Origin of the sequence: Flavobacterium sp. CFBP9031 (genome assembly GCF_034044945.1) — a bacterium.
Lineage (GTDB): Bacteria > Bacteroidota > Bacteroidia > Flavobacteriales > Flavobacteriaceae > Flavobacterium.
In genome coordinates, this window is sequence record NZ_JAXCWF010000005.1 from 340,595 (window position 1) to 362,079 (window position 21,485).

Here is a 21,485-nt window from a genome sequence, read left to right on the forward strand (position 1 = left end):
ATGAAAAAATACACTTTCCTTTTTTTATCTTTAGTATACTTAACAATGAGTTGTTCTGGCTCAAAATCAGTTACAATGAATAACGAAAATACTTCGAAAACACCTTTCGTTTGGGAAGGGGCAAATGTTTATTTTTTACTTACAGACCGTTTTTACAATGGAGACACTTCCAACGACGTCAATTTCAATCGAACCAAAACTCCCGGAAAACTACGTGGATTTGAAGGTGGTGACATCATCGGAATTACCAAAAAAATAGAATCGGGATATTTTGAAAAATTAGGAATCAATGCCATTTGGCTTACGCCGATTGTCGAACAGATTCATGATGGCGTTGACGAAGGAACTGGATTGAGTTATGGCTTTCACGGTTATTGGGCAAAAGATTGGACAGCTCTCGATCCGAACTTTGGAACAAAAGAAGATTTAGCCAATCTGGTAAAAAAAGCACACGAAAAAGGCATCAGAATAATTCTGGATGGCGTAATTAATCATACAGGACCAGTAACTCCAGAAGATCCCGTTTGGCCTTCTGACTGGGTAAGAACTGGCGTAGTATGCGATTATAAATCTTTTGAAAATACTACGATGTGTACTTTGGTTGACAATCTTCCAGATATTAGAACTGAAAGTGTACAAGAAGTCGAACTCCCTCCTTTTTTAATAGAAAAATGGAAAAAAGAAGGCCGTTATGAAAAAGAAATTGCTTCGTTGAATGATTTCTTTAAAAGAACAGGATATCCAAGAACACCAAAATATTACATTATAAAATGGTTGACCGATTATATTCTGGAATTCGGAATTGACGGCTATCGCGCCGATACTGTAAAACATACCGAAGAAGGAGTTTGGGCAGACTTTAAAAAAGAATGTGATTATGCATTTGAGACTTGGAAAAAACATCATCCTTTGCAGGTTTTAGATCAGAATCCGTTTTATACTATTGCCGAAGTTTACGGTTACGGAATCAGCGGTGGGCAGGATTATGATTTTGGAGATCGAAAAGTAAATTATTTCCAAAATGGTTTCAATAGCATGATCAATTTTGAATTCAAATGGAATGCTGCTCAAAACGATTATGAAGGTTTATTTTCGAAATATTCTAACGCTTTAAACAATGACTTAAAAGGCTATTCTGTCCTTAATTATATGTCTTCTCACGACGACGGACAACCTTTTGATGCGAACCGAACAAAAAACATCGAAACAGCCAACAAACTATTGCTTTCGCCTGGAATGTCTCAGGTTTATTATGGTGATGAATCAAATCGTTCTTTAGTTGTTGAAGGGACTCAAGGCGATGCAACTCTACGTTCTAACATGAATTGGGAGGAGATTCAGAACAATCCTGAAACACAAAAAACACTTTTACACTGGCAGAAATTAGGTCAGTTTAGACGAAATCATCCTGCGGTTGGAGCTGGAGTTCATAAACTCATTAATCCGTATCCTTATACTTTTTCCAGAACGTTTATTAAAGGTTCCTTTACAGATAAAGTCGTGATGGGAGTAGATTTACCAAAAGGCAGAAAAGAGCTTCCTGTTGGCGATGTCTTCCCAAACGGAACAAAATTAAAAGATACTTATTCAAATCAGGAAGTCGAAGTAATTGATGGAAAAGTAATTATAGACAACGATTTTGATATTGTTTTACTAGAAGAGATTTAAACCAATAAATATTTTTTCTCTCGCAGATTTTGCAGATTCGGCGGATTTCTTTTTTAATTATCTGCTCCATCTCCTAAATCTGCGAGAGACATATAATTTACTACAGATTTTAAAATTCTTTTAATCCTAATAATCTGTGGCTAACATTTTTTTATAATATTTGCTCCCGATAGCTATCGGGATTGCGTAAAACTTTGCGACCTTTGCGGTTAGAAAAAAACATTGCAAAATGCTCAAAATTGCACATCGAGGCGCCAAAGCCTACGAACCTGAAAATACTTTACAAGCTTTTCAAAAGGCCTTAGACTTAAATTCTGACGGAATTGAACTAGATGTTCATCTAAGCGCTGACGGACATGTTATCGTAATTCATGACGAAACCATAGACAGAACCACCGATGGAAAAGGGCTTGTAAATGATTTTACTTTAGCTGAATTGAAATCTTTTTTAATTGATGGTAAATACCAAATTTCAACTCTAAACGAGGTTTTTGATTTGGTTGACAAAAAATGCTTCATCAATATCGAATTAAAAGGTTTAGGAACTGCCTCTAGAGTTGTTCCATTAATTGAAGAATATATCTTAGAAAAAGACTGGAAATACGAGCATTTTATCATTTCAAGTTTTGATTGGAATATGTTGGAGGAAACATCAAACCTAAATCCAAACATTCCGATTGGTATTTTAACAGAAGAAAATCTTGAAACCGCTTTGGCTTTCGCCGAAAAAATAAAAGCAAAAGCCATTCATCCTGATTTTAATTTATTGAATGAAGAAAATGTTCGACAAATTCAGGAAAAAGGATTCTTAATTTTACCTTGGACAGTAAACACAACAGAAGACATTGAAAAAGTAAAAAGCTATAAAGTAAACGGAATTATCTCTGATAATCCAGATAAAATATAAAGTTTAAAATAGCCACGAATTCACGAATTTTTATTGTCAAAGATTATCAAAAAATAATTCGTGAATTCGTGGCTAACAAAAAAAGCATGATCAAAAATTTCGACATAATCATCGTTGGCGGAGGCGCTGCAGGTTTTTTTACCGCGATTAATATTGCAGAGAAAAATCCGAAACTTAAAATTGCCATTTTAGAAAGAGGAAAAGAAGTGCTTTCTAAAGTTCGCGTTTCCGGAGGCGGAAGATGCAACGTTACGCACGCCTGTTTTGAACCTAATGAATTGGTAAAATTTTATCCCCGAGGCGAAAAAGAACTTCGCGGGCCTTTTCATCAATTTTGTTCTGGAGATACTATTGAATGGTTTGAAAAACACGGCGTAGAATTAAAAATTGAAGAAGACGGAAGAATGTTTCCTGTTTCCAATTCATCCCAAACTATTATTGACTGTTTCCTTAAAGCAACCGAAAAACTAGGCATAAAAGTGCTGACAGGACAAAGCGTTCAATCTATTTTCAAAAAAGAAAATCATTGGAAAATAGATACACAAAACGACAATTATGCTGCCGAGAAATTAATAATGGCAACCGGGAGTAATCCTAAAATCTGGGAAATGCTTCAGGAGCACGGACACGCAATTGTGAGCCCTGTTCCTTCCCTATTTACTTTCAACATCAAAGATTCTCGAATTAAGGAATTGCCGGGCGTTGCGACACAAGTAACCGTAAATGTAAAAGATACTAAATTAGAATCTACAGGACCTTTGTTAATCACACATTGGGGAATGAGTGGTCCAGCAATCCTAAAACTTTCAGCTTGGGGCGCTCGTATTTTACACGATAAAAATTATCAGTTTACCATTTTCGTTAATTGGCTAAATGATGTTGATTTTGAAGATGCCGAAAAAATCCTAAAAGACTTAAAACAGGAACACGCTAAAAAAGCAGTTTCAAAAAAATCTCCATTTGACTTTCCGAATCGTTTATGGGAAAGTTTAGTTTTGGCTTCGGGAATTGAAGTTGAAACCAAATGGGCCGATTTATCTAAAATTCAATTGCAAAATCTAACTTCACAATTAACAAAAGCCGAATTTAAAGTAAACGGAAAAAGCACTTTTAAAGAAGAATTTGTAACGGCAGGCGGAATCGATTTAAAAGAAATCAACTTTAAAACGATGGAAAGCAAAATTCACGAAAATCTTTATTTTGCTGGTGAAATTGTAAATATCGACGCCATAACGGGAGGATTTAATTTTCAGAATGCCTGGACAAGCGGGTTTATTCTGGCTCAAAATATTTAATACAAAATGAAATTTAAAGGAATTATTTTCGATTTAGACGGTACATTAGTCAATTCTTTAGAAGACATCTCAGATGCGATGAATAAAGTGCTTACCGCTTTAAATTATCCTACACATACTTACGACACTTATCAATATTTTATTGGGAGCGGTTTACGAAATCTAGTAAGTAAAGCTTTACCTGCTACAAACAATTCTGATGATGAAATCGAAAGTTGTTTTGAATGTATGGTCGATGAATACACTAAAATCTGTACGCTGAAAACAAAACCTTATGAAGGCATTGTAGAATTGTTAGAAAATCTGACTTCTCAAAACATCAAAATGGCAGTTTTCTCTAACAAAGCAGATGAATTGACAAAGAAAATAGCTTATGAATTATTTCCAAAACAATTCGACACAGCTATTGGTTTAAGCACAGAAGAACTAAAAAAACCAAATCCGTTTGAAGCGATTGAAATCAGTAAAAAATGGAATTTAAAACCCGAAAAAATTCTTTTTGTCGGAGATTCTGATATTGACATGAAAACGGCTATAAATGCTAATATGTTTCCTGTGGGAGTAACTTGGGGCTACAGAACAGCAGATGAATTGAAATCTAGCGGGGCAAAAGCGGTTATTAATAGTGCTTCTGAGTTAATCGAAATATTGTAAATCGTGAATGCTGAATTACAAAAACAAATACTATCAATCGCTTCGTTTTCTGAAAAAGAAATCGAAAAGATAGATTCTTGTTTTGAATATGAAAGGTTTACCGCTAAAGATTCTCTTTCTTCAATGGGAAAAATCAGCAATAAAATCTTTTTTATTGTCGAAGGTCTAGCGCGGGTCTATTATTTAAAAGACGGAAAAGAAATTACGACTTATTTAAGTTGTGATGAGGGTTTTATCGCTTCATATTCCAGTTTTATAAATCAATCCGTTTCTTTTGAAAATATTCAGTGTATTGAAGATTGCGAGGTTCTTTCAATCACTTTCGAAAAAATGCAGTTTTTGTATAACGAAATTCCGAATTGGGAACGTGTCGGGAGAATTTTAGCCGAGCAAAATTACCTTTGTATGGCCGATCGTGTTCTCAAACTACAAATGATTCCGGCAAAAGAAAAGTACCAGACTTTTTTATCTTCGGCTCCAGCCAAAATAATTCAGCGAACGCCTTTAATTTATATTGCTTCTTTTCTTGGAATAACTCCAGAATCTTTGAGCAGAATCCGTCAGGACATTTCTTAACATTTATCAAGTGGATTAAGAATCTGAATTCAAATCTTTGTCAAAATAAAATTTGAAAAAGATGAATAATATTGCCACAGACGTTTACCAGATTCCTTTATTTCCGCGCAACGCCATTAATTGTTTTGTAATTGAAGATGTTTTAATTGATGCGGGAATTCGAACTTCTGCCCATAAAATAGTAAAAGCAATTAAAGGTAAATCCATTACCAAACACGCCCTGACGCACGCTCACGCCGATCATCAGGGAAGCAGTAAAATAATCTGCGAAACCTTTAATATTCCCCTTTTATGCAGTGAACCTGAAAAAGCATTTGCTGAAAACGGAAATGTAATTACAGAATACCCAAATCCGAATCATATCATTTCTAAATTTCAGAAAAACTTTTGGGCAGGAAAAGGACATCCCGTTTCTGAAACTTTAAAAGAAGGAGATCAGATCGGCGGATTCACGGTTATTGAAACTCCTGGACATTCCTGCGGACATATCTCTTTTTTCAGAGAAAAGGATGGCGTTTTAATTGTAGGCGATGTGATGACCAATATGAATCTTCTCACTACAAAAGTCGGTTTGCATGAACCTCCCCATTTATTTACTGCTAATAAAGAAACCAATAGAAAATCGATTCTCAAATTGGCATCATTACAACCTAAAATATTGTGTTTTGGTCACGGACCAGTTTTATTTAATAATGGAGAACTGGAAAAATTTGTTCAAAATATGCGATAATTTTATTAACAAGAATTTACATATTCCGCAAGTTTTCATTAAGACAATTCTAATAATTTTACTCTCAACTAATTAATTATATATGAGAGTAAAATTACTTACTACAATTTCTATTTTCACTTATCAGCTCAGCGTTTCTCAAACGGAAAAAGTATTAAACGGAAAAGTTTTTTCGCAAAACATTCCGCTTAATAAAGTAGAGGTGATTAACAAAACAGCTCGAATTAGTACCAGAACAAATGAGCTAGGCGAGTTTTCAATTTTAGTCCGTCCACAAGACAGCCTTCTTTTTTACTCCAAAGACTATTTCTTTAAAAGATTTAAAATTTCTCAGGAAAACATAGATCAAAATAACCTAGTTGTAAATATGATTTTGAAACCGGAAGAACTCGATGAAGTCTTAATTACAACTATAAAATTTCCTCATGTGGGTCCTACTCAAGAAGTTTCGGATTCGATTGCATTAATGAGATCTTCGCAAGATTTACGAAAATATACTGGCGTTTATGACGGTACTATTGCAAACGGAATGAATTTTGGCGCTATTGGAGCAGGCCTTTTTAGTTTGTTTAAAAAAGAAGATAGTGGTAACAAAAAACCTAAAAAGAAAACTCCTGAATTGGATTTCAAAACATTCGCCGAAGCAACTTGTCCTTTAGATTTTTTTACAAAAGATCTAAAATTAAATCCTGATGAAAAAGCTCTTTTCCTAGAATTTTGCACAGCCGATCCGCAATCTGAAATTATTCTAAAACAGAAAAATTTACTTTATACAATGGATTTTTTATATGTTAAAAATGAAGAGTTTAAAAAATTGAATACTGGAATTAAAAACTAAAAAATCCGTAAATGAAAGTAAAATTACTCACTACAATTTCTTTTCTTACTTATCAGCTTAGTATTTCGCAGACAGAAAAACTACTTCACGGAAAGGTTATTTCTCGGGAAAATGCGCTTCAAAATGTAGAAGTCATTAATAAAACAGCCAAAACCAGCACTAGAACAAATGAATTTGGAGAATTTTCAATTTTAGTGAAAGAGCAAGACAGTATATTGTTTTTTTCCAATAATTACTTATTTACAAGATTGAAGCTAACCGCCAAAGATTTAGAAAAAAACTATCTCATTGTCGAAATGACTCCAAAAGCCGAAGAATTGGAGAATGTCACGGTTTCTAGATCCGTTTTTAATAAAGCTGAAATTAAAAAAATCGCAAATGATAAAGAAGAAATAAATAAGATTATAATTCGAAAGAAATTTGACGAAGTGACTTCAAAAGTGACAGTTTATGACGGAAAAATTAAAAATGGATTAGATTTCAGCTACCCCATTTTTGATAAGCCGAAGAAAAAAATTGAGCCACGTGATGACCGTTTTAAGAAACTTGTCATCGCGACTTGTCCTCCGGATTTTTTTATGAAGAATTTGAAAATAAAACCCGAAGAAAAAGAAATTTTCTTAAACTTTTGTAATGCCGATTCGAAATCTAAAACACTTTTAGAAAAATCAAATGATTTGGAATTGTTAGACTTTCTATATACTAAAAATGAGGAATTTAAGAAGCTGAAGTAGACTTTTTCAGCTTCTTCCATTTTATGAAAAATGCAACAAAAGCAATTAATAAAATTAGTATTATTCCCGAAAGGATAACAATAATTATTTCAATTTGAGATATATAACCTGAATATATGTTCCCTTTGCTTTCTCTTAAAGCCCGAAGTTGAGAACCATAAATTTGAGCTCTTTCACTATAATAGTTAATTTCGTTCTGGGAACTATTAATCATTCTTTCTACAATTAAATCTCCCTCATAACCATATTTTCTGGCAGTCCTGTAAGTCTCAAGCGCACTGCTATTTTTTCCTAATAATTCTGCAAGATTTCCAAGTTCAAAGAGTAGAATTGAAATGATTTTATCTTTTGGCTCTATAAATGACATTCTTTCATTTACCTGAAAATAAATCGATTGTGCCAATTCATCAATCTCTTTTTGAGACAATTTTGTTTTAGGCTCATGTGACGTTCCAAAATTTGTATTAATTAGAAACTGACCAGAAACATCTTTTAGGTTCTTGATTTTTGCTTCTAATATTTTCAAGTGAAGCCATTCTGATCCTTTATGAGATTTGGGATTTATAGCAATAGACTTTTTAATCCAATTATAGGCTTTTTGGTTTTCACCCATTAATTCATAAAGTGTCCCTAAATTAGATGCTGTCGAGTATCTATTGGGTTTAATTTTTTCAATGTTCAGATATAATTTTAAAGCTTCATCATATTTCCTCAAAACAATTAAAAGATATCCTTTATCTGATAGATAATCTAGATCTTTGGTCTTCTTATATAAGCTGTCAAGTTCAATTATCAATCTTGGAAAATCTCCTTCGAAAAAATTATGCCCTTGAGGATTAATTCCATCATAATCTTCATAAGCATAAGCTCCATTTTTTAGAATTTTCGTTTCACCATTCAAACAAGCGAACCCTTTAAAGGAAATTAAAACTAAAGCAATAACAAAAACCTTGAATCTATTCATAAAGTAATACGTCTTGATTAAACCTGAAACAAAGAAAAACTTGAAACAAAAAACTACTTATTCAGCCACCAAATACTAGCATTCAAAACTGTAGCAAATCCAACCCAAGCTAAATAGGGAATCAATAAATAACCTGAAGTTTTATTGATTTTGATAAATTTCAAATACGTTTCATAAATCATCAGCCATAAAAGCACGATTTCGACTAAAGCCAACATCGGGTTTTTTAATCCGAAGAATAAATAAGACCAAATGGCATTTAAAATCAATTGAATGATGAAGAAAAGCAGTGCTTTTTTAACTTCCTCAGTATTTTCTTTTATTCGGTCCCAAACCAGCGCTGCTGCAATTGCCATAAATATGTAAAGAACTGTCCAAACTGGCATAAAAATCCAATTCGGCGGATTAAAAACTGGTTTTTCCAACGTTACATACCAAGTCTCAATACTTGGTCTTGTTACTAAACTAGCAGAATATCCAACCGTTAAACAAATTACTAAAGCTATAGCGATTTTTACAAACTTATTCATGACATCAAATTTTGAATTCAAAAATAGTCAAAAGAAAAGTTTAAACCATATAGATAAAAAATTATCCCTTTAGGGCGAAAAAACTATCTTTGCCAAAATTTTACAATTCATGTTAACAGCAGCCGATTTTATACCAAATTCATATACTTCAGCAATCGAAAACGGAAACTTTGAATGGAGCGCTCCAAGCAACATTGCATTAGTGAAATACTGGGGGAAAAAAGACAACCAGATTCCAGCAAATCCTTCTGTTAGTTTTACTTTAAATAACTGTAAAACAATTACAAAATTAGGTTTTGAAAAAAGAGACGCTTCTACTTCGCTCAGCGAAACAAATGGTTTTTCTTTTGATTTACTTTTTGAAGGAAAACCAAAAGAAGACTTTAAACCAAAAATTCAGAAGTTTTTAGAAAGAGTTGAAGTTTATCTGCCGTTTTTAAAAGAATATCATTTTACAATTGACACTCAAAATACTTTTCCTCATAGTTCAGGAATTGCTTCTTCGGCTTCTGGAATGGCGGCTTTAGCAATGAATTTTATGAGTTTGGAGAGAAAATTGAATCCAGAAATGACCGATGATTATTTCTATCAAAAAGCTTCATTTCTAGCTCGATTAGGTTCTGGAAGCGCTTGCAGAAGTGTAAAAGGAAATGTAGTGGTTTGGGGAAATCAGGAAAATATTGAAGGAAGTACAGATTTGTTTGGAGTGGAATTTCCATATACGATTCATGAAAATTTCAAGAATTATCAAGATACTATTTTATTGGTTGACAAAGGCGAGAAACAAGTTTCGAGTACAGTTGGGCACGATTTAATGCACAATCATCCGTATGCAGAAAGACGTTTTGCGCAAGCACACGAAAATCTGGATAAATTAATTTCCATTTTTGAAAGTGGAAACTTAGACGAATTCATCAAAGTGGTAGAAAGTGAAGCATTGACTTTACACGCCATGATGATGACCTCTATGCCGTATTTCATTTTAATGAAACCAAACACGCTGCAGATCATAAATGCCATCTGGAAATTCAGAAATGAAACCCAAATTCCAGTTTGTTTTACCCTAGATGCCGGAGCAAATGTGCACGTACTTTATCCCGAAAACGTTAGCGAAAAAGTACTTCAATTTATTCAGGGCGAATTAGTTGTATTTTGTCAGAATAGTCAATACATTTGCGACAAAATTGGAAGTGGCGCGATTGCATTATAATTTTGCGTATCTTTAGTTAAATTTTTGATTATGGACATTCAATTAGAAAAACGCGAAGCGATTGATATGCTGAAAGAGACAAATGATCCAGAAATCATTATGGCTGTTGCTAAATTGCTTAGAACGAATAAAAAAGATTGGTGGGACGATTTGACAGATCAGCAAAAAGAAGACATCGCTCAAAGTGAATTAGAATTTGAGAGAGGTGAATTTACAAGTTTTGAAGAGGTCATGAAAAAATATAAATAAGTAGTGGATGTTAGAATAAACATTTCTAAAACTGCTGAAAAAAATTTAGCTTCACTTTTAGATTTTATTGAAGCAAGATGGTCTAAGAAATCGAGAGAGATATTTACTATAAAATTGCAGAAAGCAGTTTCAATAATAATTATGAATCCTGAGATTTTTCCAAAATCAGCTGTGAATAAAAAATATCGAAAATGTGTTATAACAAAGCAATCGAGCCTATTATATAGTTTTAGTGCAAACGAAATCAGGATTCACAACATTTTCGACACTAGACAAAACCCAAATAAAATAAAGAAAGACATAAAATAAATCATGAAAGGACCACTATTTTACTCAAAAATATTACTCTTTGGAGAATACGGAATTATCCGCGACTCTAAAGGACTTTCTATTCCTTATAACTTTTACAACGGCGCTTTAAAAAAATCTGAAGAGCCTACAGAAGAAGCCATTTCATCAAACAAAAGCTTAAGAAGTTTTGCTTCTTATCTTGAAGTGCTACATACGCAACAGCCTGAATTGGTTACTTTTGATTTAGAAGCTTTAAAAAATGATGTTGAAACTGGAATGTACTTCGATTCAAGTATTCCACAAGGATATGGTGTTGGAAGTAGCGGTGCTCTTGTTGCAGCTATTTACGATAAATATGCTACCAACAAAATCACTGTTCTGGAAAATCTGACTCGCGAAAAATTATTACACTTAAAAAATATATTTTCTCAAATGGAAAGCTTTTTCCACGGAAAAAGTTCTGGTTTAGATCCTTTAAACAGCTATTTGAGCATCCCAATCCTGATCAATTCGAAAGACAATATTGAAGCAACTGGAATTCCGACTCAAAGTTTTGACGGAAAAGGTGCTGTATTTTTGTTAGACTCAGGAATTGTTGGAGAAACTGCTCCAATGGTAAGTATTTTTATGGAAAACCTAAAAGATAAAGGTTTCCGTGCTATGCTTAAAAATCAGTTTGTGAAATATACAGATGCCTGCGTAGAAAACTTCCTGCATGGCGATATGACATCTTTGTTTACCAATACTAAAAAACTTTCTAAAGTTGTCTTAAATCATTTTAAACCAATGATTCCTGAACAATTTCACGGAATCTGGCAACACGGAATTGATTCTAACGATTATTACCTAAAACTTTGCGGTTCTGGAGGAGGCGGTTATATCCTTGGTTTTACCGAAGATCTAGAAAGAGCCAAAGCATCCTTAAAAGACTATAAATTAGAAGTAGTTTATCAATTTTAAAGTTAAACCTCTTAAAAATATTGTTGTGATTTATTGAATACCCTTTCCTAACATTTAATCTTAAAAAATTATTGCCTATGAAAAGTATTTTAAAGATTATCAAAGCAACTTTTTTAGGAGGAATTCTTTTTTTAGTGCCTTTAGTTGTACTATTAATTGTTTTGGAAAAAGGATATGGTATTGTACAAAAAACAACACTTCCGTTAGTAAGTGCTTTACCAAAAGTAAGCGTTTTAGGACTTGCAATTCAAGAACTTGTTGGATTATTAATCATAATTCTAATCTGTCTGGTTGCTGGATTATTGGCAAGAACTGCAGCGGCAGAAAAATTGGTTCAGAAATTAGAAGAAGGAATTTTAAGTTTTGTTCCCGGTTATTCATTTATGAAAAGCATGAATGAAAACATATTGGGTTTAGAATCTAAAGACGATTTAAAAGTAATATTAGTTCCTACTGATGCTGGTTTACAATTTGCTTTTTTAATAGAACAAATCAGTGATGAGAAATCTACAGTTTTTATACCAGATGCTCCAAACCCTTGGAGCGGGTCGGTGGTTTTTGTAGATAAAAAAGATATTACAGAAATCGATATTACGCAAAAACAAGCTTTGGCCTGCATTCGAAAATTAGGTTACGGATCTGAAGAATTGTTAAAAAACAAGCTCTAGTTTTCAGAATCAAAAAATATACTTTAACTTCCCTACATCAAATCAATCCCACTATATCATCTATGTTAAGCAGACAACAAAAACTTTTAGTAATGAAAATTGTTAGTCTGTTCTCTGTAGTTCGAGGTTACAATATTCCAATCATCGTTTTAGCCCAGTATTTATCAGCAATTTTTATATTGGCGCCAGAAATTAGAGCATTGGATATTTTGCTTGATTTTCACTTGTTTTTAATTGTTTTTGCTTCGGCTATTACAATCGCTTCAGGATATATCATCAATAATTTTTACGACAGTCAGAAGGATTTGATTAATCGTCCGAATAAATCGATGCTGGATCGTTTGGTTAGTCAGAAAACTAAATTGAACGTTTATTTCAGTTTGAATTTTCTTGCCGTTCTAATGGCTTTTATTGTTTCCTGGAGAGCTTTTTTGTTCTTTTCAGGTTATATTTTTATGATTTGGTTTTATTCTCATAAAATTAAAAAATATCCCATTATTGGAAATTTAATGTCTGCTTTGCTTGCTGTAACACCTTTTTTTGCCATTCTTTTATATTTCTATAATAAGATTTCGTTTGAAGAAATTGAGAATCATATGAGTCATTTTGTGGTGATTTCGGCACATGCGGTTTTCTTGTTTCTGCTTTTATTGATTCGCGAAATGATAAAAGATTTAGAAAACCTGAAAGGCGATTTAGTAAGCGACTATAGAACAATTCCAGTTTTATATGGAGAAAAAATTTCTAAGCAAATTATCACGGTTTTGACTTTGTCTACCATTTTACCTGTTTACGTTTTGGTTAACATTTATGATGTAGGCTATATGGACATTTATTTTTATGTGTGTTTTGGAGTTCTTCTTTTCTTCTTGATTTATTTATGGAAATCGGACTCTAAAGAACAATATTTAAGACTCCATAATGTTCTTAAGTTCCTGATTGTATCTGGCGTTTGCTGTATTGTTCTGATTAACCCGAGCGTCTTATGGCATGGTCGTGAATTGATTTCTAATTACTAAAGCTTTTTAATATCCCGCAGATCTGGCAGATTTAGCAGATTTTTTTCTTTGTGTGGCTCTGTGCAAACTTTGCGAATCTCTGTGAAATAACACTCTTTAAAAGAAGCCAATTGATTGTTTTTTAGCCCCGATTATAGTGGAAATCTTTTTATTTTTTTCTTTAAAAAATAAAAAATTGAAACGGAAAGCGGGAAACCATGCCTCAAAAAAAAGCCAATTGTATTGCTCCTAAACCTCTTAAAATAAAGCGCTATTAATCTAAGAACATTGAACTTAAGATTTATTAGCAGGAAAAAACTATCTTTGCACAAATTAATGATTCTATGAACAACAAGGAAGGCAACAATAAAAGAGGCGGATCGAGACCAAATAGCTCACGACCAAACTCTAACAAGCCAAAACCTCCTATGGCTAAGCGCGCGCAAGGGCCTAAAAAAGTAAAACCTGAAGTTAAAGCTGCTCAGGAAGCTGCTGCTGAAAAATTGAGAAAACAAAATCAGCCAGCAAAGAGACAAAAGGCTTCAGATGAAATTCGTCTGAACAAATACATCTCTAATTCTGGAGTTTGTTCTCGTCGTGACGCCGACATTTATATTCAGTCTGGAAACGTTAAAGTTAACGGTACTGTAGTTACAGAAATGGGTTATTTGGTAAAACTAAATGATGTTGTAAACTTTGACGGTGTTACATTAACTCCTGAAAAGAAAGAATATATTTTATTAAATAAGCCTAAAAACTTTACGACTGCCTTTGACGAAGGTCAGGAATATCGTAACGTTCTAGAACTTGTTCGTGGCGCTACAAATGCAAAAATTGCTGCTGTAGGAAGAATGGACAAGAATACAACTGGTTTATTATTGTTTACAAACGATACTGATATGATTCGTAAGTTTACATTGCCAAACCAGAAATCGTCTAAAATCTATCAGGTTTCTTTAGACAAAAACTTAAAATTTGAAGATTTAGAAAAAATCAGCAAAGGTTTAGTTCTTGACGGACACCGCGTTTTTGTTGAAGAAGTAAGCTATATTGATAATGAACCAAAAAGCGAAGTTGGTCTTAAACTGCGTACTGCTAACGTAAAAGTTGTGCGTTCAATTTTTGAATCTTTCGAATACAATGTATTGCGTATTGACCGTGTTTCGTTTGCTGGATTAACCAAAAAGAATCTTCCTCGTGGAAACTGGCGCTTTTTGACCGATCAAGAAGTTATCAATTTGAAAAACACATAAGCATTTTTCAAATTTAAGTCCATAAAATGAATCCTGTTTTCTTCTAGAAAATGGGATTTTTTATTTTTAAAAACTAAAGAAATTATGTCCGAAAAGGGTAAAAATAGATCTTCCGATAGATTGGTTTTTATCTTCTACAGTTTCGTAAGATGAAAAACCTAGGATGATTTTAATTCCGGGAGGAATGCTGTTTAAAATATCTCTTTTTTGGTCTTCTAAAAGGAGTTTTAAACTTTCTATTAATTGAAGATTGTATCTTAAATAAGACATTACAAGTAATGCTGAAAAGTTAAGTATTTCTCTGGCTGTTTCGCTTTTAATGCCAACTTCGTTTGAAACCATTTCTGAAATTCTGCCTTTTTTGTTGGAGAATAATTCTTTCAGTAAAGCATTTCCTTCTATGCGGTAACAGTCGTCGACTGATAAAATTCTGCCTGCATTAAAGTCTATTTCTTGGTAAAAAGTAGAATCTTCTTGGATTAATGAAACGATTTCAGAATAAAAATCAGATTCTTCGGCTTTGTTGTAGAGTCCCATTAAAATTGTACCGATCGAGACGTCTATTCCCTTTATTAAAAGTGCATCATTCTCAAAATAAAACTTGTTTAACTTGGAGACAACATTAGAAGAAATAAAGCGTCTAAGTTCAATTTGTAGGTTTGGGGTCATACTCATAACTTAAAAAATAATTATTTATACTGATTTAAAATAATCGATAAAATGAGGCTTTTTATCGTTTATCGAGATAAAAATATAAAAAATTTTAACATTTCCAAAAATTAAGTTAAAAATTTACCTTCTTAATAACCAGTTCTTAACACTAAAAACGTCTTAACACTAGCAAACACAACCCTTTCGTTGTCAAACACAAAAGAAAAAAAGTTAAGAAAAGTTTGATGTTTATTTTTACTAGCAACGCTAAAAAGCTGAAATTGTTATAGAATTAAAATAAAATGTTTCGATATTCCCACACAATACTCAAAAATATGCCCAAATAAACCACCGCAAACAGAAAGTTAACAAAACTTGAAGCAATGAATCCTAATAGCGATCCGGCGGCTGCTTTTAGAGCTCGATTATGATTTTGAGAATCATACATTAATTCCCCAATTAAAGCGCCCAAAAATGGTCCAATTATAATTCCAAAAGGAATTGGAGCAAAGATTCCCACAATCAAACCAATGTTGGTTCCCCATACTCCATAAGAGCTTCCTCCGAACTTTTTAGTGCCTTTTGAAGGAATAATATAGTCTAATATAGTAATGATGACCATTAGAACAAAAGTAATTCCTAAAACCCAATAATTATTTTCGACTGCTTTAGTCAGGTAAAGTAATAATATTCCAACCCAAGAGCTAGATAATCCAGGAAGAACAGGAAGAAAACTTCCAAAAACACCAACGATTACACATATAAATCCTAGCAGTACTAAAAGTAAATCCATAATATTTTTGTAAGTTTGTACTTATTATTTTAAACATTTTAATAGTATGAGAACTCTTGTAAAAATAGTTTTTTTTCTATTCTTTGTATTCTCCATTAGCGAAAATACGATAGCTCAATCTAAGAAACTTTCTACAGATGACAAAGCAATACAGGACAGTCTTTACACCAGCAATAAGAAAAAAGTAATAAATTTTTCTATGAGAGACTTTGATAATCTGTTTTTCGATTTTTTTAATAAAAAAAACAATCCTAATATCCTTCTGAGTAAAATTGAATTTTACACCTATACGGTTCAAATAGCAGCTTTTTCAGACAGACTTATCAAATTATACCCTGATCAAAAGGAAGTTGCAGAAAAAAACAAAGAAAATTGGCTTTCGGAAAACTATGAAGATTATTTAGAATACAAAGCTTCTCAAAAAAAATAATCGTATTTTTGTTATATCATCCAATTTTAAAACTTTGAGGCAGTTTTTCCCTTTTTTTATTTGTATCCTTTTTAATTCTTGTCAATACTTTGAGAAGCAGGTTCCGTCTGAAAAAGAATTACTTCAAAAAGAGTTGAAATCTATTAACTGGAAAGAAGTTGATGAATATCCTTCTTTGCCTGATTGCGATAAAATTGGTGATAAAAAGCTTCGCCAGCAATGTTTTTTTGAAGTGATGTCGAATCTTATTCAAGAAAAACTCAACGTTGATACTTTATCTATTTTATATCCAGAATTGGATACCATCGAAGTAAAAGTAACCGTTTTTCCTAACTCAACTATGAAGTTTGAACCTCAGTTTCCTAAAGATTCTGTAGTTTACGATACCATAAAAATTGACAGCATTCTGCACGCGCGCCTAGTCGATTTTCCGAAAGTAAATCCAGCCATAAAACGCGGTATTCCAGTAAAAACACAGTTTATTCTGCCTGTTATTATAAAAGCAAAAGACGAGAAGTAATTTTATAAGGAGCTAATTCCTGCTGTTCGCTATATCTTTTGCTTTTTAAAGAAAAAAGCAAAAGGATGCCGCTCCCATCAGGGCTAGGACACTCAATTTCAAAATGAGTTATTTTCTAAATTGACGTCCTTTCCATTTATAAGAACCAAATAAACTGTACAAAGCAACAGTCGAACTAAAAAACGGATACCATAAACTACTTAACAAAAGACTTTTAATTCTGGTTTTTGTCAAAAATCTATTAGTTATTGAAAGCAAAATAAAGTCAATTGAAATTTTGGAAAAAGCAAAAATTACAAAAATTGGATAAGAGCAAATTCCTAAAAGAAGAGAGAAAAATCCAATTACAAAACTCAAATTTCCGAAGAAAACAATTAATCCAAGAAACTTTCCGAAAGTGCTATTATACGAACTTGTTTTAGCCGCCCAACGTACTCTTTGATAAAATAAAGATTTCCAGTTTTCGGTTGGTTTTGTTGTTACAATCGCTTCTTCTGCTTTTAAATAATATACTTTTTCAGGAAACTTTTGAATCGCTTTTTGCAGTAAAAAAACATCATCTCCGCTGGCAATTTTATCATTCCCTTCAAAACCATTTAAACTTTCGAAGAATGCTTTTGTATAAGCAAAATTAGCTCCGTTGCACATAAAACCCTTATTTAAACCAAAACTTCCAATTGTAGCGCCTTGCAGACTCGTTAAATCCAATTGCTGAAAATGATCTAAAAAAGAGTTTTCACATTGATACGTTACAGCTCCAGCAAGCATGGAAACTTTGTTCTGCTGAATGTAATTATCAAAAGTCAACAACCAGTTTTCAGGAACAATACAATCGGCATCGGTTGTAATAACCCAATCGGTTTTTACGTATTGCATTGCCGTTGTAATCGCATCTTTTTTGGGAGAATTTGAAACCCGAATATTGTTTATTTGCGAAATGTGAAATGTGAAATGTGAGACTTGAAATTTTTCATCTGAAGCATCATCAACTAAAATTACATCAAATAAATCTGTTGGATAATTTAGCTTTGAAAAACTTTCCAAAAGTAGGGGGAGATTTTCTTTTTCATTTCTAAAAGGAACAATTATCGTAAAACTTGTTTTTGGCTTTAAATCACTTTTCTGGTATTGTTTCACCTTGAAAAAACCATAAATCAGCAAAGAAATGCTAACGATATAAATGGCTAATATGGCAAACAATCCGAAAATCATTCTGGAGTTTTCGTTTTAAAATTCAGCACAAAAAAGCTTCCTAAAACTACTGGAAGAACTACGTTTAAAAACCACATTAAAGTGCTTATAAATACAACAATCCATTCGTTTACGCCCAATATTCCGAAGAAGTAAATCGCAACACTTCCTTTTACTGCAAAGTCTAAAAACTGAAAAGTTGGCAATGAAGAAGCTAAAAAGTAAACTGATGTTATCGCTGCCATCAAAGTTAAATAAGGCAAATCGACATCAAAACCTAAAAACAAAAAGTAATACTGATGCGAGAAAACCAAATAACGACAGATACCTAAAAAGATATTTTTCTGATGAACCGATTTCGGAATTTCATTGATTTTATGAATCAGTTTTTCTATCGAATATCCTTTGACTTTTATCTTTTTAATCGAGAATAATAAAATCAAAATCAGAACAAATCCGCCAAAAAGAATCAAGACTGTTTTGGCTGTAATTACATTAAATTGCGCATTGAAATAGAGTAATCCGAAAATCCCAAAAATGATCGTTAAAATCATTTGGATTCCGTTGCAGATTAAGTTTAAGAAAACCACTCTTTTGGCTTCTGATTTCGGATAATAGAGCGCTTTTCCTGCATACTCTCCTACTCCATTCGGTGTAAAAATTCCTGCTGTCAAAGCAGCCAAAACCTGTTTTGTCGCTTCATAAACCGATATTTTATGAATAACCTGCGCTAGATTCTGCCATTTCAAAATTTCGAAATAACGGTTCAAAACACTCAAAAGCAAGATAAACGAAATCCCTAAAACCGATTGATTTTTTTGGAACAAAGCAATAAACTTCTGCCAGTCTAATTTATCATTGTTAGCCAACTGATTATAAATAAAATAAAATGCGCCGCCAACAATTAAAAGTTTGGCCAGAAGAACAAGGAATTGCTTAGCTTTGTGAGGAATTGAAATCATGCCGCAAAAGTAATCAAATGTGGCAATTAGGAAGTGAGAAAATGAGTCAATTTTCTAAACCTTAAACTTGAAACCACAATCTCTTGACACAAGAACGCATCATATTAGGCTTCCTCTTACTGCTAATAACGGCATGCAATAAGATTGAGAACACTTCTCCGAAATTGTACGAAAGAATTATGGGGCAAAATTCTTGGGGATATAATGATGAAAAAGGAAATGTCATTATTCCTTTAGGAAAATATAAATTCCTAAATCTAATTGATGAAAAAGGGATGATTTATGCTAATAAAGGAAGTAAATACGGTTATATTGATATTCACGAAAAAATAGTGGTTCCTTTTGAATATGATGCCTTAACTGTTTTTTCGGAAGAATTAGCTTGCGTAAAAAAGGACAATAAATATGGTTTTGTTGATCGAAAAGGAAAAATTATAATTCCGATTCAATTTGAAAACGAAACTTTTTTCCGTAAAAACGGATTGGCTTTAGTAAAGAAAAACACTCTTTATGGTTTTATTGATAAAAAAGGAAAGGAAGTAATTCCTATTGTATATCAAAACGCAAATCAAGTTATTCTTGATAGTTTAGTTACTGTGAAAAAACAAGGGAAATGGGCTTTTTTTGATTCTTTCGGAAAACAAAAAACAGATTTTATTTATGACGAGATTGCTGCAACAAGTTTCAATTATAAAGATACGTTCTGGAAAAATGGATTGATCTTAGTTCGAAAAAACAAACAAATTGGCTATTTAGATAAAAATTTAAAAGAGATAATTCCGTTTGGAAAATATGAAACCGGTGACATATTCAATTCAAATAGGATAGCGATTGTTTCAAAAAATCATAAATATGGAATTATTGACGAATTTGGAAAAGAAGTCGTAAAAACAGAATATGACACGATAGAACATCCTGAAGAATCTTATCATGAATCTGAATTTTTTGCAGCAAAAAAGAATAATTATTTAGTTTTACTTAATAAAAATGGGAAGAAAATTTACGACAAGATTAAAGACTTTTCATTTGATTATTGTCGTTTAAATAAAAAAATTGAAAAAATCTATCATGTTCAGGATTTGAATGGAAAATATGGTGCAATTGACACAAAGGGCAAATTAATAATCCCTATTATTTATGAAGAATTTCAAGATTTTGGAAGCAATTACAATGCAATTGTAAAATATAAAGGTAGATTTGGTCTGATTGATTCTAACAATAAAACGACCTATCCAATTGATAATAAAGCAATTTATACCGACAGAAGAGAATTGGATTATTACGTTATAAAAAACAAGGACAACAAATTTGGAATAATAGACAAAAACCTAACACCTATTTTTTATTTTGATTTCGAAGATTTATCACCATGTTTTTATGACATAAAAAATAGATTTATTGCCAAAAAAAATGGTAAATATGGAGTTATTGATAGACTTGGCGGAATTATTATTCCTTTTCAATACAGTAAAATGTCTAACTGGGTTGAATACGGGCCTGGAAAAAATTATCATTTTGTAACTAAAGACAATAAAGAAGGCTTAATTACTAAAGAAGGAAAAAATGTTATTCCACCAATATATGATCATCTTTTTTATCACAATGATAAAATGATTATTCTGTCTAAAGATAAAAAATATGGAGTGGTAACCATTCAAAACGAACAAGTAATTCCTTTTGTATATGAAAAAATTTATATTGAATTTGGATTTTTTGGAGACAATAAGGAAGCTGAGTTTTATGTACTGAAAAATGGAAAATATTCAATCGTAAACAATAAAAATGAGATTATTAAATCAAATATTTCAACACAAGAAGTAGAAGATAAATTCTCATACTATAATTAAAAAAATTGACACAAGAACGCATCATATTAGGTATTGACCCCGGAACCACAATTATGGGTTTTGGATTGATTAAAGTAATCAATAAAAAAATGGAATTTCTGCAATTAAACGAATTGCAGCTTTCCAAATACGACAATCATTACCAAAAACTAAGAATCATTTTCGAGCGAACAATTGAACTAATCGAAACGCATTGTCCTGACGAAATTGCAATTGAAGCACCATTCTTTGGCAAAAATGTACAGTCGATGTTAAAGCTCGGACGAGCGCAAGGTGTTGCAATGGCAGCAGGACTTTCAAGAGGCATTCCGATTACTGAATACGAACCTAAAAAGATAAAAATGGCGATTACCGGAAACGGAAATGCCAGTAAAGAACAAGTTGCCAAAATGTTGCAACAGCTTTTAGGCTTAAAAGAATTACCAAAAAATCTCGATTCTACAGACGGTTTAGCGGCAGCGGTTTGTCATTTCTTTAATTCGGGAAAAGTTGTGGCTGGAAAAAGTTATTCTGGTTGGGATGCTTTTGTTAAACAGAATGAGGATCGAGTTAAGAAATGAGCCAAT

25 protein-coding genes are annotated in these 21,485 nt (G+C 32.5%); 19 read left to right on the forward strand and 6 right to left on the reverse strand.

Going from position 1 to position 21,485, the window contains the following annotated elements; translation table 11 throughout:
- The 8 genes from SOM12_RS11110 (at position 1) to SOM12_RS11145 (ending at position 7,402) form a co-directional block, all read left to right on the forward strand.
- Positions 1-1,668, forward strand: a complete 1,668-nt coding sequence (locus SOM12_RS11110; protein ID WP_320493460.1) for an alpha-amylase family glycosyl hydrolase — start codon at positions 1-3, stop codon at positions 1,666-1,668.
- 229 nt (positions 1,669-1,897) lie between these two features.
- Positions 1,898-2,575 (forward strand): glycerophosphodiester phosphodiesterase, encoded by a 678-nt coding sequence (locus tag SOM12_RS11115; RefSeq protein ID WP_320493461.1) that lies wholly within the window; start codon positions 1,898-1,900, stop codon positions 2,573-2,575.
- An 86-nt stretch (positions 2,576-2,661) separates the two neighbouring features.
- Positions 2,662-3,870, forward strand: a complete 1,209-nt coding sequence (locus tag SOM12_RS11120; protein ID WP_320493462.1) for an NAD(P)/FAD-dependent oxidoreductase — start codon at positions 2,662-2,664, stop codon at positions 3,868-3,870.
- 6 nt (positions 3,871-3,876) lie between these two features.
- A complete protein-coding gene (locus tag SOM12_RS11125; protein WP_320493463.1) occupies positions 3,877-4,524 on the forward strand; it encodes an HAD family hydrolase in 648 nt (215 codons plus the stop codon).
- Between the two features lie 3 nt (positions 4,525-4,527).
- Positions 4,528-5,100, forward strand: a complete 573-nt coding sequence (locus tag SOM12_RS11130) for a Crp/Fnr family transcriptional regulator (protein WP_320493464.1) — start codon at positions 4,528-4,530, stop codon at positions 5,098-5,100.
- Between the two features lie 61 nt (positions 5,101-5,161).
- Positions 5,162-5,830 (forward strand): MBL fold metallo-hydrolase, encoded by a 669-nt coding sequence (locus tag SOM12_RS11135; RefSeq protein WP_320493465.1) that lies wholly within the window; start codon positions 5,162-5,164, stop codon positions 5,828-5,830.
- An 82-nt stretch (positions 5,831-5,912) separates the two neighbouring features.
- Positions 5,913-6,668, forward strand: coding sequence for a hypothetical protein (locus SOM12_RS11140; RefSeq protein WP_320493466.1), 756 nt, complete (start codon positions 5,913-5,915; stop codon positions 6,666-6,668).
- Positions 6,669-6,679: 11 nt separating this feature from the next.
- Entirely contained in the window at positions 6,680-7,402 is a 723-nt protein-coding gene (locus SOM12_RS11145) for a hypothetical protein (protein WP_320493467.1), read from the forward strand.
- Here SOM12_RS11145 and SOM12_RS11150 read toward each other — a convergent pair.
- Complete coding sequence (locus SOM12_RS11150; RefSeq protein ID WP_320493468.1) at positions 7,386-8,366, reverse strand: tetratricopeptide repeat protein; 981 nt, start codon at positions 8,364-8,366, stop codon at positions 7,386-7,388. The genes SOM12_RS11145 and SOM12_RS11150 overlap by 17 nt on opposite strands.
- Before the next feature lie 53 nt (positions 8,367-8,419).
- Entirely contained in the window at positions 8,420-8,896 is a 477-nt protein-coding gene (locus SOM12_RS11155; protein ID WP_320493469.1) for a TspO/MBR family protein, read from the reverse strand.
- Positions 8,897-9,005: 109 nt separating this feature from the next.
- On the opposite strand from SOM12_RS11155, the gene SOM12_RS11160 reads away from it, so the two are divergent.
- From SOM12_RS11160 to SOM12_RS11185, 7 genes are all read left to right on the forward strand, one after another.
- Complete coding sequence (locus SOM12_RS11160) at positions 9,006-10,106, forward strand: diphosphomevalonate decarboxylase (RefSeq protein ID WP_320493470.1); 1,101 nt, start codon at positions 9,006-9,008, stop codon at positions 10,104-10,106.
- A gap of 30 nt (positions 10,107-10,136) precedes the next feature.
- Positions 10,137-10,355, forward strand: a complete 219-nt coding sequence (locus tag SOM12_RS11165; protein ID WP_320493471.1) for a hypothetical protein — start codon at positions 10,137-10,139, stop codon at positions 10,353-10,355.
- A 3-nt stretch (positions 10,356-10,358) separates the two neighbouring features.
- Positions 10,359-10,664 (forward strand): type II toxin-antitoxin system RelE/ParE family toxin, encoded by a 306-nt coding sequence (locus SOM12_RS24125; RefSeq protein ID WP_341850033.1) that lies wholly within the window; start codon positions 10,359-10,361, stop codon positions 10,662-10,664.
- A 3-nt stretch (positions 10,665-10,667) separates the two neighbouring features.
- Complete coding sequence (locus tag SOM12_RS11170) at positions 10,668-11,606, forward strand: mevalonate kinase family protein (RefSeq protein WP_250834341.1); 939 nt, start codon at positions 10,668-10,670, stop codon at positions 11,604-11,606.
- Between the two features lie 77 nt (positions 11,607-11,683).
- Complete coding sequence (locus tag SOM12_RS11175) at positions 11,684-12,274, forward strand: DUF502 domain-containing protein (RefSeq protein ID WP_095928170.1); 591 nt, start codon at positions 11,684-11,686, stop codon at positions 12,272-12,274.
- 62 nt (positions 12,275-12,336) lie between these two features.
- Positions 12,337-13,293 carry a geranylgeranylglycerol-phosphate geranylgeranyltransferase gene (locus SOM12_RS11180; RefSeq protein ID WP_320493472.1) on the forward strand — a complete coding sequence of 319 codons (957 nt, stop codon included), beginning with the start codon at positions 12,337-12,339 and terminating at the stop codon, positions 13,291-13,293.
- A gap of 323 nt (positions 13,294-13,616) precedes the next feature.
- On the forward strand, positions 13,617-14,525 hold the full coding sequence (locus SOM12_RS11185; RefSeq protein WP_095928172.1) for a pseudouridine synthase: 909 nt from the start codon (positions 13,617-13,619) through the stop codon (positions 14,523-14,525).
- 66 nt (positions 14,526-14,591) lie between these two features.
- Here SOM12_RS11185 and SOM12_RS11190 read toward each other — a convergent pair whose 3' ends face one another.
- Both SOM12_RS11190 and SOM12_RS11195 read right to left on the reverse strand, forming a co-directional pair.
- On the reverse strand, positions 14,592-15,194 hold the full coding sequence (locus SOM12_RS11190; protein ID WP_095928173.1) for a DUF937 domain-containing protein: 603 nt from the start codon (positions 15,192-15,194) through the stop codon (positions 14,592-14,594).
- A gap of 274 nt (positions 15,195-15,468) precedes the next feature.
- Complete coding sequence (locus SOM12_RS11195; protein ID WP_095928174.1) at positions 15,469-15,969, reverse strand: DUF456 domain-containing protein; 501 nt, start codon at positions 15,967-15,969, stop codon at positions 15,469-15,471.
- A gap of 46 nt (positions 15,970-16,015) precedes the next feature.
- Between SOM12_RS11195 and SOM12_RS11200 the strand changes: the two genes are divergently transcribed.
- On the forward strand, positions 16,016-16,399 hold the full coding sequence (locus SOM12_RS11200; RefSeq protein WP_095928175.1) for a hypothetical protein: 384 nt from the start codon (positions 16,016-16,018) through the stop codon (positions 16,397-16,399).
- 34 nt (positions 16,400-16,433) lie between these two features.
- Positions 16,434-16,919, forward strand: a complete 486-nt coding sequence (locus SOM12_RS11205) for a hypothetical protein (RefSeq protein ID WP_095928176.1) — start codon at positions 16,434-16,436, stop codon at positions 16,917-16,919.
- 108 nt (positions 16,920-17,027) lie between these two features.
- Here SOM12_RS11205 and SOM12_RS11210 read toward each other — a convergent pair whose 3' ends face one another.
- Positions 17,028-18,131, reverse strand: a complete 1,104-nt coding sequence (locus SOM12_RS11210; RefSeq protein WP_320493473.1) for a glycosyltransferase family 2 protein — start codon at positions 18,129-18,131, stop codon at positions 17,028-17,030.
- Entirely contained in the window at positions 18,128-19,072 is a 945-nt protein-coding gene (locus tag SOM12_RS11215) for a hypothetical protein (protein WP_320493474.1), read from the reverse strand. The genes SOM12_RS11210 and SOM12_RS11215 overlap by 4 nt, the downstream gene beginning before the upstream one ends.
- Positions 19,073-19,251: 179 nt before the next feature.
- Between SOM12_RS11215 and SOM12_RS11220 the strand changes: the two genes are divergently transcribed.
- Together SOM12_RS11220 and ruvC are read left to right on the forward strand one after the other, a co-directional pair.
- Positions 19,252-20,919: a WG repeat-containing protein gene (locus tag SOM12_RS11220; protein WP_320493475.1), complete on the forward strand. Its 1,668-nt coding sequence runs from the start codon at positions 19,252-19,254 to the stop codon at positions 20,917-20,919.
- Between the two features lie 5 nt (positions 20,920-20,924).
- Positions 20,925-21,479, forward strand: coding sequence for a crossover junction endodeoxyribonuclease RuvC (gene ruvC, locus SOM12_RS11225; RefSeq protein ID WP_095928179.1), 555 nt, complete (start codon positions 20,925-20,927; stop codon positions 21,477-21,479).
- The last annotated feature ends 6 nt before the right edge of the window (positions 21,480-21,485 follow it).

Bases quoted from the DNA above. Each gene is read 5' to 3' on its own strand.
- SOM12_RS11140 (WP_320493466.1), top strand. From the start codon at position 5,913: ATGAGAGTAAAATTACTTACTACAATTTCTATTTTCACTTATCAGCTC.
- SOM12_RS11115 (WP_320493461.1), top strand. From the start codon at position 1,898: ATGCTCAAAATTGCACATCGAGGCGCCAAAGCCTACGAACCTGAAAAT.
- SOM12_RS11200 (WP_095928175.1), top strand. From the start codon at position 16,016: ATGAGAACTCTTGTAAAAATAGTTTTTTTTCTATTCTTTGTATTCTCC.
- SOM12_RS11135 (WP_320493465.1), top strand. From the start codon at position 5,162: ATGAATAATATTGCCACAGACGTTTACCAGATTCCTTTATTTCCGCGC.
- SOM12_RS11180 (WP_320493472.1), top strand. From the start codon at position 12,337: ATGTTAAGCAGACAACAAAAACTTTTAGTAATGAAAATTGTTAGTCTG.
- SOM12_RS11220 (WP_320493475.1), top strand. From the start codon at position 19,252: ATGGGGCAAAATTCTTGGGGATATAATGATGAAAAAGGAAATGTCATT.
- SOM12_RS11155 (WP_320493469.1), bottom strand. From the start codon at position 8,896: ATGAATAAGTTTGTAAAAATCGCTATAGCTTTAGTAATTTGTTTAACG.
- SOM12_RS11185 (WP_095928172.1), top strand. From the start codon at position 13,617: ATGAACAACAAGGAAGGCAACAATAAAAGAGGCGGATCGAGACCAAAT.
- SOM12_RS11145 (WP_320493467.1), top strand. From the start codon at position 6,680: ATGAAAGTAAAATTACTCACTACAATTTCTTTTCTTACTTATCAGCTT.
- SOM12_RS11110 (WP_320493460.1), top strand. From the start codon at position 1: ATGAAAAAATACACTTTCCTTTTTTTATCTTTAGTATACTTAACAATG.
- SOM12_RS11150 (WP_320493468.1), bottom strand. From the start codon at position 8,366: ATGAATAGATTCAAGGTTTTTGTTATTGCTTTAGTTTTAATTTCCTTT.
- SOM12_RS11125 (WP_320493463.1), top strand. From the start codon at position 3,877: ATGAAATTTAAAGGAATTATTTTCGATTTAGACGGTACATTAGTCAAT.
- SOM12_RS11175 (WP_095928170.1), top strand. From the start codon at position 11,684: ATGAAAAGTATTTTAAAGATTATCAAAGCAACTTTTTTAGGAGGAATT.
- SOM12_RS11120 (WP_320493462.1), top strand. From the start codon at position 2,662: ATGATCAAAAATTTCGACATAATCATCGTTGGCGGAGGCGCTGCAGGT.
- SOM12_RS11215 (WP_320493474.1), bottom strand. From the start codon at position 19,072: ATGATTTCAATTCCTCACAAAGCTAAGCAATTCCTTGTTCTTCTGGCC.
- SOM12_RS11195 (WP_095928174.1), bottom strand. From the start codon at position 15,969: ATGGATTTACTTTTAGTACTGCTAGGATTTATATGTGTAATCGTTGGT.
- SOM12_RS11170 (WP_250834341.1), top strand. From the start codon at position 10,668: ATGAAAGGACCACTATTTTACTCAAAAATATTACTCTTTGGAGAATAC.
- SOM12_RS11160 (WP_320493470.1), top strand. From the start codon at position 9,006: ATGTTAACAGCAGCCGATTTTATACCAAATTCATATACTTCAGCAATC.
- SOM12_RS11190 (WP_095928173.1), bottom strand. From the start codon at position 15,194: ATGACCCCAAACCTACAAATTGAACTTAGACGCTTTATTTCTTCTAAT.
- SOM12_RS11165 (WP_320493471.1), top strand. From the start codon at position 10,137: ATGGACATTCAATTAGAAAAACGCGAAGCGATTGATATGCTGAAAGAG.
- SOM12_RS11210 (WP_320493473.1), bottom strand. From the start codon at position 18,131: ATGATTTTCGGATTGTTTGCCATATTAGCCATTTATATCGTTAGCATT.